Genomic DNA, 16,019 nt, shown 5'->3' with positions numbered 1-16,019 from the left:
CAATTGAAAAGGGAGGCAGCCATGCAGGCGTTGTTAGGCCGAATTTTCAGTGGTGCCGCCGTTGCAGCGATATTCGCCACCGGCGCGCTCGCACATCACGGCTGGTCGTGGGCCGAAGCCGACCAGATCGAACTTCGCGGCATTATCCGGGAAATCTATATTGGGCCGCCGCACCCGACCCTTGATGTCGAAACCGCGAGCGATGGGCTTTGGCGCATCGAACTTGCCAATCCTAACCAGACCACGCGCGCCGGATTCATCGAGGGGTCGGCAAAAGAAGGTGATGAAATCATCGCGCTCGGCAACCGTTCCACTGACCCGCAAGAGAAACGCATGAAAGCGGTGAGGATTTCGGTCGCGGGCAAGACCTATGATCTTTATCCCGAGCGTATAAAAACGCAGTGAACAGCGTTTTCGTCGAGCTCCTGCAGGGGCTTTCCGAATGGCCGGTCGCCGTGCTGCTGCGGCGCTATCAGATTGCCTATCTGATCGCCAACGCGGTCCATATCATATCCGTCGGCCTGCTCATCGGCGCCATCGTCACGCTTGATCTTCGCGTTCTCGGCCTGTTCAAGCAGTATCCGGTGAACATGCTTGCGCCGCCTCTCATCCGCGTAGCGGCAACGGGCGTCGCGCTTGCCATGCTCACGGGTTTGATCCTGTTCTCCGTGCGGCCGGTGGCATACATCAACAACCCTGCCTTCCTTGCCAAACTTGCCTTGATCGCGCTGGGCCTGGGCAATGCATTGCTGCTCAGCCGGAGCCGGACCTGGCGGTTCGAAAAGCAAGTGCCGGGCGGAGCGCGCGTCGCCGCGCTTATATCGTTGACCGTCTGGATATGCGCCGTCATTGCGGGACGCTGGATCGGCTTTATCTAGTCGTCGTCCTGCATGAATGTCGTATCGTCCCGTTGCATGTAGCCATCGGGTACCGGCTGCGCCGCATAGTCGAGCGTCAGTTCTTCGCCTGCGGCGATGGCGCGTGTTGCCCGCATGGTGCGATAGTCGGCGCCGATCTCGATATTGGGATTGAAACTGTGGTTGATAAAGCCGTAGCTCGTGCGCAAGGGACGAACCAGCAGCATTTCGCCCGGCAGCGCGTTCCACTCCATTTCCGTCAGCAAGACCGGGTAGCGCTTCGCTTCCACCAACTGACCATCGAGGACACAAAGTACCTCGTCCCTCGCCCAGGCGCGGCTGGTGAAAAGCCCCCGCCCCTGCAGCCCGCTCTTTGCCACGTATGTATCGGGAATAGTCTCGATAAGCGCTTCGCCGTTGAGGAAGATTTCGGCGCAGGTATCGATCGTCGGCTTGCTCATTCTTGATCCATCTCCCGCAAGACCATGTTCTTGAAGTGCTCAACCAAGGCATCGCCCTCCGCCCGCTCGACCGAGATGGCAAGGCGCATCGTCGCTTCGCCAAGCTGCATGATGAGAAAACTCGACCGCTCGAGTTCGGTCCGGTCGGCAACGGGATTGACGCGTGCCCGGGCACTCGCCAGTACCGCGCCATTGATGCGGCTATCGGCAAGATCGATATCGCGCAGCGCCTTGTCGGCCTGCATGCCGGACCAGATATCGCGCATTACCGGCTCGGCGAGGAACATAGCGTAATAAATATCGATCAGTTCGCCGAACGCCCGGCGTAAACCCACCTTGTCGCTAACCCCGTCCAGTCCTTCGGCAATGCATTGCTGGCCGGCCACATTATAGCGCTCCGCCAGCGTCCGAATGATTGCCGCCTTGTCGGGGAAATACTGGTAGAGCGAACCGATCGATATGCCTGCCATTTCGGCGACATCGCTCATGCGCATGGCATCGCTGCCGCTTTTTTCAATCAGCGCCGAGGCGCACGCCAATATGCGCTCAACTCGTTCGCGGCTCCGTTTCTGTGTGGGTTCGCGCCGCGTCCCCGACTCTGTTGCCACGATGCCAGTGTCATTCATGAGTATTCCTCACATTTTTCTTGACTCCTATAATATGAGGATTTATCACTTTTGCAAATATGAGACTTCCTCATATTTAATGGGAGCTGAAAATGACAACGTTTCATAGTTCGAAATTTCCTGTTCTGATCGTTGGCGGCACGGGCAAGACCGGTCGACGCGTGGCCAAGCGCCTTGCCGCCCTCGGCCTTCCCGTCCGCATCGGTTCGCGCCAAGGCACTCCGGCCTTCGATTGGGAAAATCCCGACACGTGGGCTGTGGCACTGGAGGGTGTGTCGGCGGGCTACATCACCTACTACCCGGATCTAGCCGTGCCGGGCGCCGCGGATGCCGTCGGTGAGCTTGCCCGCCTTGCCGTTCGCAAGGGCGTGAAGCGTCTCGTTCTCCTTTCCGGACGCGGAGAGCCGGAAGCCCAACGCGCCGAACAGGCTTTGCAGGCATCGGGGGCGGACTGGACCATCGTACGCGCCAGCTGGTTTGCGGAGAACTTCAGCGAGAGCTTCTTTCGCGAACCGATCCTTGCCGGTGACTTTGCGCTGCCGGTGCAAGGCGTGCGCGAACCCTTCATCCATGCCGATGACATCGCCGACATCGTCGTCGCCGCGCTGACGAATACCAGGCACATCGGCGAGCTTTACGAGGTCACGGGCCCGCGCCTGATCACATTTGCCGAGGCCACCGCGGAAATCGCCAAGGCGACGCGCCGGGATATCCACTTCACCCCGATCCCCCACGATGTCTTCATGCAGGGGCTGGCGGCCGATGGCGTTCCGGATGATGTCGCGGCGTTGATCGATGAGCTTTTCCGGTCGGTTCTGGATGGGCGCAATGAGTATCTCACCGATGGCGTGCAGCGGGCACTCGGCCGGGCACCGCGGGATTTTGCCGATTTCGCCCAAGCAGGCGCTGCGGCCGGCGTATGGGAGCAAGCGAAATGATTGCTCTCATTCCAATCCTCACCCTTCTTGCCGCCCTTGGCAGCGGTCTGATGGCCGGCCTGTTCTTCGCGTTCTCGAGCTTCGTCATGGCGGCGCTCGCACGCCTTCCCGCCGATCAAGGCATTGCCGCCATGAACTCGATCAACGTGACCATTCTCAACCTCAGCTTTGGCGTCGCCTTCTTCGGAACAGCTATTTTGTGTCTTGGGCTTGGCGTGGTCGGATTTCTCCGCTGGTCCGAACCGGGGTCGATGTGGCTGGTTGCGGGAAGCCTGCTCTTCCTGATCGGCACGATCGCCGTGACGATGATCTTCAACGTGCCGCTGAATGATGCGCTTGCCACCGCCAACCCCGCGAGCCCCGAGAGCGCAGTGCTCTGGACGCGTTACCTTGCCGAATGGCTACCGTGGAACCATGTCCGCACGCTCACCAGCGTAGCGGCATTGATCAGCTTCATCCTGGCCTTTGCCCGACAGTCAGCCTGACCAAACCTCATCTCCTGTCCTTTTTCCGGAAACACAGTAGATTAATCAGGCAATTGCGCTTGTTCCGGGGGAATACATGGCATTTGAGCTTCTTGTCGCGGTGCTGTTCGTTGGCGGAACGATAACCCTGACGCTCATCGCCTATTTCCTGATGCGCCTCATTACGGGCGGCGATCCCGATGGCCAGGAACGCGATCTGGCAAGTTCGATCATCTTCCGCGTATCGGCATTGCACGGACTGATCCTGGCTCTCGTCTTTGCGCAGGAGATGATCGACTACCAGCAGCTTCGCAATGAAACCGCGACCGAATCCAACGCCATTGCCGATATCTACTTCGACGCGGGCCGCTATGGCGGCGGCCATGCCGGGGCGATCCAGACGCCGCTCAGCGAATATATCAGCGTGGTGGTCGACAAGGAGTGGGCGATCCTCGGCGCCACCGACCGCCTGACCCCGGAGGCCTGGGCGAAGTGGGACGCAGCCTATGCGGCCGTGCTTGATCTCGAACCGACGAACAAGCGCGAGGAAAGCCTGCGCAACCACATGCTTGAGCGTCTCTACACAGTTGCCGAAAGCCGGACCAAGCGGGAAAGCAATGTCGCCGACTCAATGAGCGGCATCTTCTGGTTCGCGGCTCTCTCTGGCGTCGTGTTCATCGCGCTCGCCTATTATTCCTATCCGCCGCAGCGACGAAATATCGTTCTCATCTCCATGTTCGGCGCCTATACCGGCATTATTCTGTTTCTAATTTATGCCTTCTCCAACCCCTATAGCCCGCCCGCAGCTATGAGCCCCGGCCCGCTTCTGCGCCTCCAGGAGCAGATCCGCCACTCGATCTCGCAACCACCGCAGACGTAACGAAGCGTCCCTCAAAAATCCTCGGCTGCAGGTATTCGGCCAAATGCGATCTTCGATCCTATGTAGTTTCCGGGCCCATTCGCTGGACCAAGGTTCAGCGCCCTTGATCCGTGTCTTACCCTGATCGTGTCGAGAACATCCGACACCCGCTCCCACTGACTCTGCGCTTTACGGCTGTCACGGGTATCGAACAGGTCGCGACTGGCTTCCTGCTCCTCGGAGAGCTCATGCAGGACGACGGTAACCGAACTGATGTTTTTCATCTCGCCTGCCATCACAAATTTCTCATGCAATTCATTGAGTGCATTGAGAAAAGTATGATCGTCGCGCGCCGGCCCGAATCGCTTGTCCATGCTTGTGCGGTTTTCGCGGCGCGTACCCACGGTGTAGGTCAGCGCCCCGGCGCGATGATGTGAACGGCGCAGCCTTCGTGCCGCGCTCATTGTCAAAAGACGCGCACATTGCAGCACCTTTTGCGGCGCCCGCCAGTCCGGAGGCAAATTGCGCCCATGGCCGAACATGCGCTTGATCGTTTCCGGCCTTTCGACGGAGTAGCCGTGCAAGGCGGCAACGAAGCGTTCGCCTTCGACGCTGTTCCAGATCGCCCGCGCATGCTTGGGCGCAAGTGCCCAAAGGCCGGCAATATCGGTGACGCCTGCCTCTGTGAGACGCGTCTCCATGCCCTTCGAGATACCCGGCAGGTCGCGCAAGGCGAGACCAAGCAATTTCCCCGGCAGATCCGCATGGTCGAGAACCACGAAGCCATCCGGCTTCTCCATCTCCGCCGCAATCTTGGCGAGCAGTTCATTGAACGAGATGCCGATCGAACAGGTGAGCACCGGACCAAACTCGTCGCGCAACGATCGCTTGATGCGCGACGAGAGCTCCGCTGCCTGCCGCGCTTCGGATTCGAGCAGCGTGCAGGCCAGTTCGTCGATCGAGCGCACCGCGGCGATCGGAACGCACCGCTCGATGATTTCAAGAATGCGGTTGTGCAGGCGGACGTAGACATCAGGCCGCGCCTCGATGAACACGATGTCCGGGCATTTCTCCCGCGCCTCACGTACTGAAGTGCCCGTCTTGATGCCGAATGGCTTGGCTTCGCGGCTTGCGGCGATCACGCTGGTATAGGGAGAATCGAGCGGAACGACAGCTATTGGCCTTCCCTGCAACGCCGGGTTGAGTTGCTGCTCGGCGCTCGCAAAGAAACTGTCGAAATCCAGATAAAGCTTTTCAGGATGGGTCGGCTTGCGCATGTTCCGGGCTCTCACATTGAGAACAAAAATAGAACATTTGCTCCGGAATTAAAACAGTAATTTTGGAAATTGCGAAGAAGAGAAGCTCCGGTCAGGCAGCACGCGCCGCATCGAGAATGCGAAACTGCGTGGTTGTCGAACCATTCCAGTGGTTGAGGGAGAGATTGCCCGCAACGTGGATGGTTTGGCCGAGATTTTTGAACAGGAAATCGCCGAGCGGGCCTCCGACAGCGCGAAACGCCATGGCATTGATCCGCGAGCCATCGGCACTGACGAGTGTTACGCGCACATGGCCGCTTCCCACTTCCCGCGCATCGGTCAGGCGGTGATGCGGCAGCACAAGCACCGGTTGTGGATGCCCCGAACCGTAGGGACCAGCCCTCTCCATCAGGTCGTGCAAGGCCACGGTGGCGCCGGCGGCGCTGAGCGCTCCGTCGATTTCCAGCGATTCATTGCCGCGCAATTCCCCGACCATGGCCGCTGCATTCTCTTCAAAAAAGGCCCGCAAGGCGCCGAGCTTGCCGCGTTCCACCGTTATGCCGGCTGCCATGGCGTGCCCGCCGCCCTTGACGAGAAAGCCTTGTTCGACCGCGCCGCGTACCAGCCTTCCGAGATCGAACCCGTTGATAGAGCGCCCGGAGCCCGCGCCGGTCCCATTGGCATTGAACGCGATGGCAAAAGCCGGACGCCGGGTTTTTTCTTTTAGCCGAGCCGCGATCAGCCCGACGATCCCCGGATGCCAGTCGTCATTCGCGGTAACGACGATGGCGGGGCCAGCGGCCGCTGAAAGTTCGGTCATTGCCTCCGCTTCAGCCTGTTCCAGCATGGCGGTTTCCATCGCCTGGCGTTCTTGGTTGAGGCGGTTGAGTTCCTCGGCAATGCGTAGCGCTTCGTTTGGATCGTCCAGCGTCAAGAGACGCGCGCCGAGGCCGGCATCACCTATACGCCCGCCGGCATTGATGCGGGGGCCGATCAGATAAGCGAAATGAAAGGCATTGAGCGGTTCACCGATCCGCGCAACACGCGCGAGGGCCGCAAGGCCGACATTTTGCTGCGCCCGCGCGACAAGCATGCCCTTGACGACGAAGGCACGATTGAGTCCCCGCAGCGGCACGACATCGCAAACGGTCGCAAGCGCGGCAAGGTCGAGCAATGAGAGGAGGTCGAACGGGGGCGCGCTCGCGCCGACACCCTGTTCGCGCATCGCGCGCAACGTCTGCACGAGCGTCAGGAACACGACGCCTGCAGCACAAAGGTGGCCCTGCCCCGAAAGATCGTCCTCGCGATTGGGGTTGACCACGGCAAGCGCGGCAGCCGGCAACGCGCCGCCAAGCTGATGATGGTCGAGCACAACGACATCGGCGCCCGCAGCCTTCGCAGCCTCGATGGCGGCCGCGCTGTTGGTTCCGCAGTCGACCGTTACGATCAGGCTCGCCTGCTGCGCGAGTTCCTGCATCGCCGCAGGATTGGGACCGTAGCCTTCGAAAATCCGGTCAGGGATATAGATGCGGTTGGCGATGCCATAATGGCTGAGGAACCTGGACAGGATCGCCGAGGAGGCCGCCCCGTCAACGTCGTAGTCGCCGAAGATGGCGACCTTTTCGCGGCCCGCAATTGCCCGCGCGATGCGTGCCGCGGCAATTTCCATATCTGTCAGCGATGTGGGATCCGGCATGAGGCTTTTCAGCGTCGGGTCCATGAAGGGAACCGCCTCGTCGAGCCCCACACCCCGGCCGGCCAACACGCGGGTCACGATATCCGGAAAACCATGGTTCTGCGCCATAGCGAGCGCAATGTTCGCCTCGCGCTGGGCGAGTCGGTCCACCCATTTCAGGCCGGTTGCCGATTTTTCAACGCCGAGGAAGAGCCGTGCCGATGTCATTGCATCGTTCAATCACCCGGCGACTGCGAAAGCAATGCTTCGAAAGGCCTATCCAACGCCAATCACGACAACGGGTGTCAGTTGCTGGCAGGAGGCAGCGCAAGTTCGCTGATGGCTGAGGCCATGGCGGAGGCAAAATCGGCAAGTTGCCGGTCGACGACCTCCTTGGAACTGAGGCGATAGTTCATTACGGGCTGAATAAGCATGTAGCGCCCGAGCACGCCGGTGGCGCAGACGAGAAAATCGTCCTTCTTCTGGGGATCATCAGAGCTGACACAGGCCATGGCGCGGTTGCCGTAGCCTATATTGGTCCGCTGCGCCACCTGGTTGGGCTGGCTCGAATGGTATTGGAATGCCTGGTCGAGCAAGCTGCGCACCACGGGATCATCCGGGCCGTCCTTGACCGGGTACATGCCGGCAACATTGCTGGCACGGACCCCGTTGACCGAGACGATCGCCCGCGCATCCACGCCGCCATATTCGACAGTCGCGCTGAAAGTCTGCGGATCGGCATTGCGGCTGATGACGGTGAAGGGGCCGGAGGTATCAGGCAGACCGACGAGGATATCGCGCGAATGGTAACCTTGAATGAGATCCAGGTCCGTTTCCTGCGCGTGAAGCGGAGAAAACGGCACTAAAACCAAAAGTATCGACAATATATTGCAGACAATTCCGTAATGGATATTCATGCCTGACCCGTCGCGAAGAGGTACTCATATGACAAAATACCAAAAAACACGTGATCCCAATAGGGTAGAGTGAAATCAGCAGTAATTATCGTAAAAAAGCTGCCCGTCCCGAAAGAGACCGGCAGCTTGTTGTGAAGGCGCGTCATTACTGAAACTTGGCCATGTCCTGATGCTTGGCCTTGATCTCGCGCACCGTCTGCGAATGTGAACGCATGACGACCGTATGGGTCTGGATGTAATCGCGGGCAAACTTGACGCCGCTGAGCATGTTGCCGTCGGTCACGCCCGTGGCGGCAAAGAGCACGTCGCCCTTCGCCATTTCTTCCATCGTATAGACCTTCTTTGGATCGGAGATGCCCATCTTGGCGGCCCGAGCGATCTTGTCGTCGCTGTTGAGCTGCAAACGCCCCTGCATCTGGCCGCCGATGCACCGCAGCGCCGCCGCGGCAAGTACGCCCTCGGGAGCACCGCCAATGCCGAGATAGATGTCGATTCCGGTCTCGTCCGGATCGGTCGTATGGATGACGCCGGCAACGTCGCCATCACCGATCAGGCGAATGGCAGCGCCAGTCGCACGCACTTCCTCGATCAGGCGCGCATGCCGCGGGCGGTCCATGATGCAGGCGGTGATTTCGTTGAGCGGCACGCCCTTCGCCTTGGCAACGGCGGTGATATTCTCGATGGCAGGCGCGTCGAGATTAATGATTCCGGCCGGATAACCCGGACCAACGGCGATCTTTTCCATGTAGACGTCGGGCGCATAGAGAAGATTGCCCTTCTCGGCTATCGCGATGACCGCGAGGGAGTTGGGCAGGTTCTTGGCGCAGATCGTCGTCCCTTCAAGCGGGTCGAGGGCGATATCGACGGCGGGACCGTTCCGCGTGCCGACTTCTTCGCCGATGTAGAGCATAGGCGCCTCATCGCGCTCGCCCTCGCCGATCACCACGGTTCCGGCAATCGGGAGCCGGTTGAGCTCCTGACGCATCGCATCGACAGCGGCCTGATCGGCTGCCATCTCGTCACCCCGGCCGCGCAGGCGTGCAGCAGCAACGGCTGCGCGCTCGGTAACGCGCACCAATTCGAGGGTAAGGATGCGATCGAGACCATTTTGTTCGGAGGTTTTCAGCATAGTTTTTCCTGCGTTGGTGTGGCGACGCCGTATTTTGGGATCGCCACGGCTCTCCTTAGCATCGGTATGCAAACCTTTTGTCAAAGTCGCATCGATGCGGCAAGGGCTCGCAAAAAAGCTAATCGATTAAACGCCCTAGGCGCAGTTTCTTCCAATGGTTGCGGCCGCGCGAGGCGGTCTCAACCCGCCCGTTCGATGCGGATCATCTGCGGTTTGTCGGTCGCGTGGCCATCCTTGACGATCCCCTCGAGCGCTTTCTTCACCGCAGCTTCGGTGGTCTCGTGCGTCACCAGAATAACCGTCTTGGTCGCTTCCGGCTGGTTGTCGGCGCTCTGGCGCTGGACGATGGATTCGAGCGAGATGTCGTTGTCGGCCATGCGCTTGGCGATAGCGGCAAACACGCCGGCGCGGTCGTGCACCGTAAGGCGGATGAAGTAGCCGCCTTCGTGCGAGCGCATCCGCGCCCGCTTGTAAGGCGCCAGCGCCTTCGCCGGTGTACCGAACACAGGACCGTGCTGGAAACCCGGCCGGCTTTTGGCAATATCGGCAAGGTCGCCGATAACGGCCGAGGCCGTCGGTGCGCCGCCGGCGCCAGGTCCTGACAACAGCAGTTCTCCGAGAAGATCGGTTTCAATCGCGACCGCATTGGTGACGCCGTGGACCTGCGCAATAACCGATTCGACCGGCACCATCGTCGGATGGACGCGCTGCTCGATGCCGCTGTCGGTTTTCAGGGCCACGCCCAGCAACTTGATGCGATAGCCGAGTTCGTCGGCCGCCTTGATATCGGCGAGCGAGATGTTGCTGATACCCTCGAGATAGATGTCGTCTGCGGAAATCTGGGTGCCGAATGCAAGGCTCGTCAGGATTGCGAGCTTGTGTGCCGTATCATTGCCCTCGATGTCGAAGGTCGGGTCCGCTTCCGCATAGCCGAGACGCTGCGCATCGGCGAGACAGGCATCGAACGAGATACCCTCTTCCCACATGCGCGTGAGGATATAGTTGCAGGTGCCGTTCATGATGCCATAGACGCGCGAAACAGTATTGCCGGTGAGCGACTCGCGCAGTGCCTTGATGACAGGGATGCCCCCGGCGACCGCCGCCTCGAAGTTGAGGAGAACGCCCTTCTCTTCCGCGATCTTTGCCAAGGCGACGCCATGCTTGGCAAGCAGCGCCTTATTGGCGGTGATGACGTGCCGGCCGGATTTCAGCGCAGCCTCCACGGCAGCACGCGCCGGTCCTTCGTCACCTCCGATCAATTCGATGAAAACGTCGATGTCGTTTGATTTGGCGAGCGCCACCGGGTCTTCGAACCAACTCGCCGAGGAAAAGTCGACGCCACGGTCGCGCTTGCGGTCACGCGCCGAAACGGCAGTAACCACGATTTCCTTGCCGCACTGGCGAGTGAGCATTTCGCCCCGGTCACGCAATATTTTCAGAACGGAGGCACCAACCGTACCCAGTCCGGCGATACCCACGCGCAGCGCTTCACTCATCATGCAATTCCCTGAAATTTTGCTGAAACGGCGCCGGATGGCGCCGTCGATTTTACTGCGAACGCCGCCAGATCAACGACGAACGTTCAACGGGATGACGTTGTGCAGTTTTTCGTCGGCCGTGGCAAGAAACCGCTTCAGACTGCGTGCGGCCTGACGTATCCGGTGCTCGTTCTCGACCAGAGCGATGCGAATGTAGTCGTCGCCATGCTCGCCGAAACCGATGCCGGGGGCGACCGCAACGTCAGCGTGTTCGATCAGCAGCTTGGAAAACTCGAGCGAGCCGAGGCTGCGGAATTTTTCCGGGATCGGCGCCCAGGCGAACATGGTCGCCGCAGGCGGAGGTACATCCCAGCCTGCCCTGCCGAAGCTGTCGACGAGAACGTCACGCCGGCGCTTGTAGATGCCGCGCACTTCCGCAATGTCGGAGCCGTCACCGTTGAGTGCAGCGGCCGCCGCAACCTGGATAGGCGTGAACGCGCCGTAATCGAGGTATGATTTGACCCGAGTCAGCGCCGCGATCAGCCGCTCATTGCCGACGGCAAAGCCCATGCGCCATCCGGGCATCGAGAAGGTCTTCGACATCGAGGTGAACTCGACCGCGACATCGATCGCGCCCGGCACCTGCAAAACCGAGGGAGGCGGCGCGCCGTCGAAATAGATCTCCGAATAGGCGAGATCCGATAGAATGATGATCTCGTTCTTGCGGGCGAAGGCGACGACATCCTTGTAGAAATCGAGCGACGCCACATGGGCGGTCGGATTGGACGGGTAGTTCAGAATAAGTGCGAGCGGCTTTGGAATGGAGTGGCGAATGCCGCGCTCCAACGCCGGAATGAACTGATCGTCGGGCTTTGCCGGAATGGAGCGGATGACGCCGCCCGACATGATGAAGCCGAAAGCATGGATAGGATAGGTCGGATCGGGGCAAAGCACGACGTCGCCCGGAGCGGTAATCGCCTGCGCCATGTTGGCGAAGCCTTCTTTCGAGCCAAGGGTCGCAACGACCTGCGTGTCAGGATTGAGCTTCACGCCGAAGCGCCGCTCATAATAGGCAGCCTGGGCGCGGCGCAAACCGGGGATGCCTTTCGATGCCGAATAGCGATGCGTGCGCGGGTCCTGCACGGCCTCGCATAGCTTGTCGACAATGCCCTGGGGCGTCGGCAGGTCGGGGTTGCCCATGCCGAGATCGACAATATCCGCACCCGCCGCTCGCGCGCTCGCCTTCAGGCGATTCACCTGTTCGAAAACGTAAGGCGGGAGGCGGCGAACTTTATGAAATTCTTCCATAGGCTGGGTCCGGTTAAAAGGGTTAATTATGCGCGTCGCGCTATACAACGAAACGCTACAGCGGTCGAGCAATCATTGCGGGCATTCGCGCCGGCGATCGCCGACAGCCTCCCACCTCATTGTGGGAAAGATGCGGCCAAAACTAGGGCGTTGTCTTCTTGCCTTCGATTGCCGTCAAATCGTCCTGCTGCTGCTTTATCAGCTTCTGCAAATCCGCCTGCTTCTTGGCAGCCGCCGCCGGATCGGCCGAGGGACCGGATTGCGCGGCTGTCTTTGCCGCCGTCGTCCTGTCGATCAGCGCCTGCTTCTCTTCCGGGGTAAATTGCGTCGTCTCGCCTTTGGGGTCCGGCGTAAAATGCGGATAGGTGCCGGTATTGACGGGTCCGGTCAGCGGCGAATTGGCCATGACCGGCTGCGCCGAGTTGTTTGCGCAGGCGCCGAGCCCCGAAATCAGAACGGCGCCGAATGACAGGCGCATGAGGTTTTTGACCGGCAAGTTCATTTTATGTCCCGATTGCGAAAAACGAATTCATAATGACGATAACAATTGCACGTTAGAGGGATAGCACCAATTTATGATATGATGTCAATATTGTGCGACATGGGAGGAAGTGCCTGCATGGACAATCAAGGGGACAAGACAGGCAAAGTGCCGAACCTTGATAATTATGTCATCAAGGATCCAGAGGCGTTTGCCCGCAATGTCGCCCACATGATCGAGCAGGCCGGCAAGGCCGCATCCGCCTGGGTTGAGCCGCGAGAAAAGGGCCTGAAGCGCGATACGCTTGCCGACCCCGTGACCGATGTCGTCAAAACCCTCTCCAAGGTTTCCGAATATTGGCTCGCCGAACCGGCGCGTGCGCTAGAGGCCCAGACCAGGCTTTTCACCAGCTACATGGCCATCTGGTCGAACTCCATTCGCCGCATGAGCGGCGAAGACGTCGACGACGTCGTCACGCCCGACAAAGGCGACAAACGCTTTGCCGACGAGGATTGGGGCAAGTACGCCTTTTTCGATTTTCTCAAGCAGGCCTATCTCGTCACGGCCCGCTGGGCGGCCGAACTCGTCGAAAACACCGAAGGGCTCGATGAGCATACGCGGCATAAGGCCTCCTTCTACGTCAAGCAGATCACGACCGCGGCCTCGCCGAGCAATTTTCTTATGACCAATCCCGAGCTCTATAAGGAAACAGTCGCCAGCAACGCGGAAAACCTTGTCCGCGGCATGAAGATGCTCGCAGAAGATATCGCCGCCGGCGGCGGTGACCTCAGGCTCCGCCAATCCGACACCACGAAATTCTCGCTTGGCGAGAATGTAGCCACCACGCCGGGCAAGGTCATCGCGCGCAGCGAAGTCGCCGAGATCATCCAGTATGAGCCGACGACGGAAAGGGTGCTCAAGCGCCCGCTTCTCATCTGCCCGCCCTGGATCAACAAATTTTACATTCTCGATCTCAACCCGGAAAAATCATTCATCAAATGGGCAGTTGATCGGGGACACACGGTCTTCGTCATCTCCTGGGTCAATCCAGACGAGCGCCATGCTCACAAGGACTGGACGGCCTATATCAATGAAGGGCTGCGCTTTGGCCTCGACACCATCGAAAAAGCCACGGGCGAAAAAGGTGTCAATGCCATCGGCTATTGCGTCGGCGGTACGCTGCTGAGTGCGGCGCTTGCGCTTTTTGCCAGAGAGGGCGAGGACCGCATCAAGAGCGCGACGCTCTTCACCACACAGGTGGATTTCACCCATGCCGGCGATCTGAAGGTTTTCGTCGATGAAGACCAGATCAGTGCATTGGAAAAGGCGATGTCTGCCGAGGGCTACCTTGAAGGCACGCGCATGGCGACGGCCTTCAACATGCTGCGCTCCGGCGACCTTATCTGGCCCTATGTCGTCAACAACTACATGCGCGGCCGCGATCCCCTACCCTTTGACCTTCTCTATTGGAACGCCGACGCGACGCGGATGAGCGCAGCCAACCATTCCTACTATCTGCGCAATTGCTATCTCGACAACAATTTGGTGCGCGGCATGATGCAACTCGCCGGCGAAAATCTCTCCCTCGCCGATGTCAAGATTCCGATCTACAACCTTGCGGCCAAGGAAGACCACATCGCTCCAGCTCTCTCGGTCTTTACCGGGTGCAAGTTTTTTGGTGGGGATGTCACCTATGTCCTCGCGGGTTCGGGCCATATTGCCGGCGTCGTCAATCCGCCGGCCAGGAACAAATATCAATATTGGACCGGCGGCGCGCCCGTGGGCAATTTTGATGACTGGATCGCCAAAACCCGGGAGCACCCGGGTTCCTGGTGGAACCATTGGGAAAAATGGGTCGAATCACAGGCTCCAGAGCGCGTTTCCGCACGCAAACCCGGCGAACAAAACGTTGAAATTCTGGCCGAAGCACCAGGAACCTATGTTCGCGTCAGGGTGTAGGAAAGAGTTGATTCGAACCGGCGGGAGCCGCCAAAGCACAGGTGAAGACAATGGCAAAAAAGCGGCCAATCACGTTTTCGCCTCATTCTATCTATACTGGACGACTTGTGCAGATACCTAAAAGTCTTTAACTCTGGCGACTCTACGCCGGTGTTTTTGCACTTAGACAAAACTTCGCGAGCTTTCTGCTCTTATAAAAGCGGTCTCCACGATCCACGGAAATCGCGAAAGACGAGACGGGGGAATCGTTGAAAATACTGCCAGCCTCAGTTTCTGCCTTGCGGGCGAGTACCGTCGCATGCGTCGTTGCGCTCTCTGCATTCGCAGCAACCTCCTGCACCACTGGCACCAGTCCCAGCGTGACCTCCGCACTGACCAGCGCTGCCGAATCGACACAGACTGCCGAAGCCAAGTCCACCTCAGAACACGGTATGCCCTCCACCGGCACGGCGACAGTATCGCCCGAAGCGCTTGCGCTTGCCGGCAGCACCGAAGCCAATGCCCTGCAAGCCGTGAAGGATGCAACCAAGCCAGCCGACGCCAAGGCCGCTGCGGCAGTCGCGTCGACAGAACAGCAGGCAGCGGCCGCCGCACCGGCCGAAGCGGCTCCGCAGCAGAAAACCTCGCTCTTCGGTTCGATCGCGCCGGCAAAGCCGGAAGGCACCGTAGATGTCGCCAGCGCCGCAGCAGCGGCAGCTCCGGCCAAGACTTCGCTCTTCAGCAACAGCATGCGCGGTGAAGGCGCACCAGCGCCGCAAAAGGCTGCGCCGAAGCCTGCCGAGGCCGCGGAAGAACCGGCCAGCGCCGAGACGGCGAAGCCCGACGAGGCTGCAGCCAAGGCTGACGTCAAGCCCGCCGAGACCAAGGCGGCGGCTGCCACCGCCCCGAACAAGGACAGTGGTCTTCTCCTTCGCCTTTTCGGCAACAGCCAGAACAGGCCAGCGGCGAGCCGCCAGGTTGCCATCATCCAGCCAAGATCCCAACCGCAGCTTCGCTCGGCCGAGCCTCCGGTCCAGACGGCATCGGCCGCGCTTCCCTCGGCCGAATCATTCGAAGGCAAGACCGAACACCTGTCGTCCTTGCCCGGCGTTCGCCCGAATGCCGGCATTCAGATCATGCAGCGCGACAGCCTTTACGAAGACGATGACGTCGAGGCCGCGCCGGCACAGGTGATTCTCGCCTCGGCTGCGGGCCTCGCGCGTCTCGCCCCGAACGGCTTGAAGGTGCAGCGCGAGAATGTGCAGGTCGCATGTCTCAAGCCGCAGCTCGTCGGCTTCCTCAAGTCGATCGAGCGCCGCTTCGGCAAGGCGGTAATCGTCACCTCCGGCTATCGCAGCCCGCCCTACAACCGCCTGGTGAATGGCGCCAAGGCCTCGCTCCACATGTCATGCGCCGCCGCTGATATTCAGGTGCCGGGCGTTTCCAAGTGGGTACTGGCCAATTTTGCTCGCTCCATGCCGGGCCGTGGCGGCGTTGGAACTTATTGTCACACCGAATCGGTCCATGTGGATATCGGACCGACCCGCGACTGGAACTGGCGCTGCTCGCGTGGCCGTGGCTAGCCGCACCGCGAAAACCGCCTCGTCCTTACACGCTGTCCTGTGTCGGCTA

At 60.1% G+C, this 16,019-nt stretch carries 16 protein-coding genes; 7 read left to right on the top strand and 9 right to left on the bottom strand.

Going from position 1 to position 16,019, the window contains the following annotated elements; genetic code table 11:
* Positions 1-21 precede the first annotated feature (21 nt).
* Together GF108_RS17365 and GF108_RS17360 are read left to right on the top strand one after the other, a co-directional pair.
* Positions 22-405 (top strand): DUF6152 family protein, encoded by a 384-nt coding sequence (locus GF108_RS17365; protein WP_153669342.1) that lies wholly within the window; start codon positions 22-24, stop codon positions 403-405.
* Positions 402-878, top strand: coding sequence for a DUF6644 family protein (locus tag GF108_RS17360; RefSeq protein WP_370462200.1), 477 nt, complete (start codon positions 402-404; stop codon positions 876-878). Before GF108_RS17365 ends, GF108_RS17360 begins: the two co-directional genes overlap by 4 nt.
* Here GF108_RS17360 and GF108_RS17355 read toward each other — a convergent pair.
* Positions 875-1,318, bottom strand: a complete 444-nt coding sequence (locus GF108_RS17355; RefSeq protein WP_153669341.1) for an SET domain-containing protein-lysine N-methyltransferase — start codon at positions 1,316-1,318, stop codon at positions 875-877. The two genes, GF108_RS17360 and GF108_RS17355, sit on opposite strands and share 4 nt — an antisense overlap.
* On the bottom strand, positions 1,315-1,944 hold the full coding sequence (locus tag GF108_RS17350) for a TetR/AcrR family transcriptional regulator (RefSeq protein ID WP_153669339.1): 630 nt from the start codon (positions 1,942-1,944) through the stop codon (positions 1,315-1,317). Before GF108_RS17350 ends, GF108_RS17355 begins: the two co-directional genes overlap by 4 nt.
* Before the next feature lie 92 nt (positions 1,945-2,036).
* Between GF108_RS17350 and GF108_RS17345 the strand changes: the two genes are divergently transcribed.
* The 3 genes from GF108_RS17345 to GF108_RS17335 all read left to right on the top strand — a co-directional run bounded on the left by GF108_RS17345 (position 2,037) and on the right by GF108_RS17335 (position 4,226).
* Entirely contained in the window at positions 2,037-2,882 is an 846-nt protein-coding gene (locus GF108_RS17345) for an NAD(P)H-binding protein (protein ID WP_153669337.1), read from the top strand.
* Entirely contained in the window at positions 2,879-3,367 is a 489-nt protein-coding gene (locus GF108_RS17340) for a DUF1772 domain-containing protein (protein WP_153669335.1), read from the top strand. Before GF108_RS17345 ends, GF108_RS17340 begins: the two co-directional genes overlap by 4 nt.
* 76 nt (positions 3,368-3,443) lie before the next feature.
* Entirely contained in the window at positions 3,444-4,226 is a 783-nt protein-coding gene (locus GF108_RS17335) for a DUF4239 domain-containing protein (RefSeq protein ID WP_027231443.1), read from the top strand.
* Between the two features lie 11 nt (positions 4,227-4,237).
* Here GF108_RS17335 and GF108_RS17330 read toward each other — a convergent pair whose 3' ends face one another.
* The 7 genes from GF108_RS17330 to GF108_RS17300 form a co-directional block, all read right to left on the bottom strand.
* Positions 4,238-5,482: a type VI secretion protein ImpB gene (locus GF108_RS17330; RefSeq protein ID WP_153669333.1), complete on the bottom strand. Its 1,245-nt coding sequence runs from the start codon at positions 5,480-5,482 to the stop codon at positions 4,238-4,240.
* 91 nt (positions 5,483-5,573) lie between these two features.
* On the bottom strand, positions 5,574-7,364 hold the full coding sequence (gene recJ, locus GF108_RS17325; protein WP_153669331.1) for a single-stranded-DNA-specific exonuclease RecJ: 1,791 nt from the start codon (positions 7,362-7,364) through the stop codon (positions 5,574-5,576).
* A 77-nt stretch (positions 7,365-7,441) separates the two neighbouring features.
* Positions 7,442-8,053, bottom strand: coding sequence for a hypothetical protein (locus tag GF108_RS17320; protein WP_153669329.1), 612 nt, complete (start codon positions 8,051-8,053; stop codon positions 7,442-7,444).
* Positions 8,054-8,198: 145 nt separating this feature from the next.
* On the bottom strand, positions 8,199-9,182 hold the full coding sequence (gene glpX / locus GF108_RS17315; RefSeq protein WP_027231447.1) for a class II fructose-bisphosphatase: 984 nt from the start codon (positions 9,180-9,182) through the stop codon (positions 8,199-8,201).
* A gap of 179 nt (positions 9,183-9,361) precedes the next feature.
* The gene (locus GF108_RS17310; RefSeq protein WP_153669327.1) at positions 9,362-10,678 is read right to left on the bottom strand and encodes a homoserine dehydrogenase; all 1,317 of its coding nucleotides are present in this window, start codon (positions 10,676-10,678) and stop codon (positions 9,362-9,364) included.
* A gap of 72 nt (positions 10,679-10,750) precedes the next feature.
* The gene (locus tag GF108_RS17305) at positions 10,751-11,968 is read right to left on the bottom strand and encodes an LL-diaminopimelate aminotransferase (protein WP_027231449.1); all 1,218 of its coding nucleotides are present in this window, start codon (positions 11,966-11,968) and stop codon (positions 10,751-10,753) included.
* 142 nt (positions 11,969-12,110) lie between these two features.
* Entirely contained in the window at positions 12,111-12,470 is a 360-nt protein-coding gene (locus GF108_RS17300; RefSeq protein ID WP_153669325.1) for a hypothetical protein, read from the bottom strand.
* Positions 12,471-12,587: 117 nt separating this feature from the next.
* On the opposite strand from GF108_RS17300, the gene GF108_RS17295 reads away from it, so the two are divergent.
* Both GF108_RS17295 and GF108_RS17290 read left to right on the top strand, forming a co-directional pair.
* The gene (locus GF108_RS17295; RefSeq protein WP_153669323.1) at positions 12,588-14,408 is read left to right on the top strand and encodes an alpha/beta hydrolase; all 1,821 of its coding nucleotides are present in this window, start codon (positions 12,588-12,590) and stop codon (positions 14,406-14,408) included.
* A gap of 359 nt (positions 14,409-14,767) precedes the next feature.
* Positions 14,768-15,970 carry a YcbK family protein gene (locus GF108_RS17290; protein ID WP_370462199.1) on the top strand — a complete coding sequence of 401 codons (1,203 nt, stop codon included), beginning with the start codon at positions 14,768-14,770 and terminating at the stop codon, positions 15,968-15,970.
* Positions 15,971-16,019 lie beyond the last annotated feature (49 nt).

Source organism: Phyllobacterium sp. SYP-B3895, from assembly GCF_009647635.1.
Classification (GTDB): domain Bacteria; phylum Pseudomonadota; class Alphaproteobacteria; order Rhizobiales; family Rhizobiaceae; genus Phyllobacterium; species Phyllobacterium pellucidum.
This window is presented reverse-complemented; position numbering and strand designations above follow the sequence as displayed.

Coding starts and splice junctions, on each gene's coding strand:
- GF108_RS17300 (WP_153669325.1), bottom strand. CDS start 12,470: ATGAACTTGCCGGTCAAAAACCTCATGCGCCTGTCATTCGGCGCCGTT.
- GF108_RS17305 (WP_027231449.1), bottom strand. CDS start 11,968: ATGGAAGAATTTCATAAAGTTCGCCGCCTCCCGCCTTACGTTTTCGAA.
- recJ (WP_153669331.1), bottom strand. CDS start 7,364: ATGACATCGGCACGGCTCTTCCTCGGCGTTGAAAAATCGGCAACCGGC.
- GF108_RS17330 (WP_153669333.1), bottom strand. CDS start 5,482: ATGCGCAAGCCGACCCATCCTGAAAAGCTTTATCTGGATTTCGACAGT.
- glpX (WP_027231447.1), bottom strand. CDS start 9,182: ATGCTGAAAACCTCCGAACAAAATGGTCTCGATCGCATCCTTACCCTC.
- GF108_RS17320 (WP_153669329.1), bottom strand. CDS start 8,053: ATGAATATCCATTACGGAATTGTCTGCAATATATTGTCGATACTTTTG.
- GF108_RS17355 (WP_153669341.1), bottom strand. CDS start 1,318: ATGAGCAAGCCGACGATCGATACCTGCGCCGAAATCTTCCTCAACGGC.
- GF108_RS17340 (WP_153669335.1), top strand. CDS start 2,879: ATGATTGCTCTCATTCCAATCCTCACCCTTCTTGCCGCCCTTGGCAGC.
- GF108_RS17310 (WP_153669327.1), bottom strand. CDS start 10,678: ATGAGTGAAGCGCTGCGCGTGGGTATCGCCGGACTGGGTACGGTTGGT.
- GF108_RS17295 (WP_153669323.1), top strand. CDS start 12,588: ATGGACAATCAAGGGGACAAGACAGGCAAAGTGCCGAACCTTGATAAT.
- GF108_RS17345 (WP_153669337.1), top strand. CDS start 2,037: ATGACAACGTTTCATAGTTCGAAATTTCCTGTTCTGATCGTTGGCGGC.
- GF108_RS17335 (WP_027231443.1), top strand. CDS start 3,444: ATGGCATTTGAGCTTCTTGTCGCGGTGCTGTTCGTTGGCGGAACGATA.
- GF108_RS17350 (WP_153669339.1), bottom strand. CDS start 1,944: ATGAATGACACTGGCATCGTGGCAACAGAGTCGGGGACGCGGCGCGAA.
- GF108_RS17365 (WP_153669342.1), top strand. CDS start 22: ATGCAGGCGTTGTTAGGCCGAATTTTCAGTGGTGCCGCCGTTGCAGCG.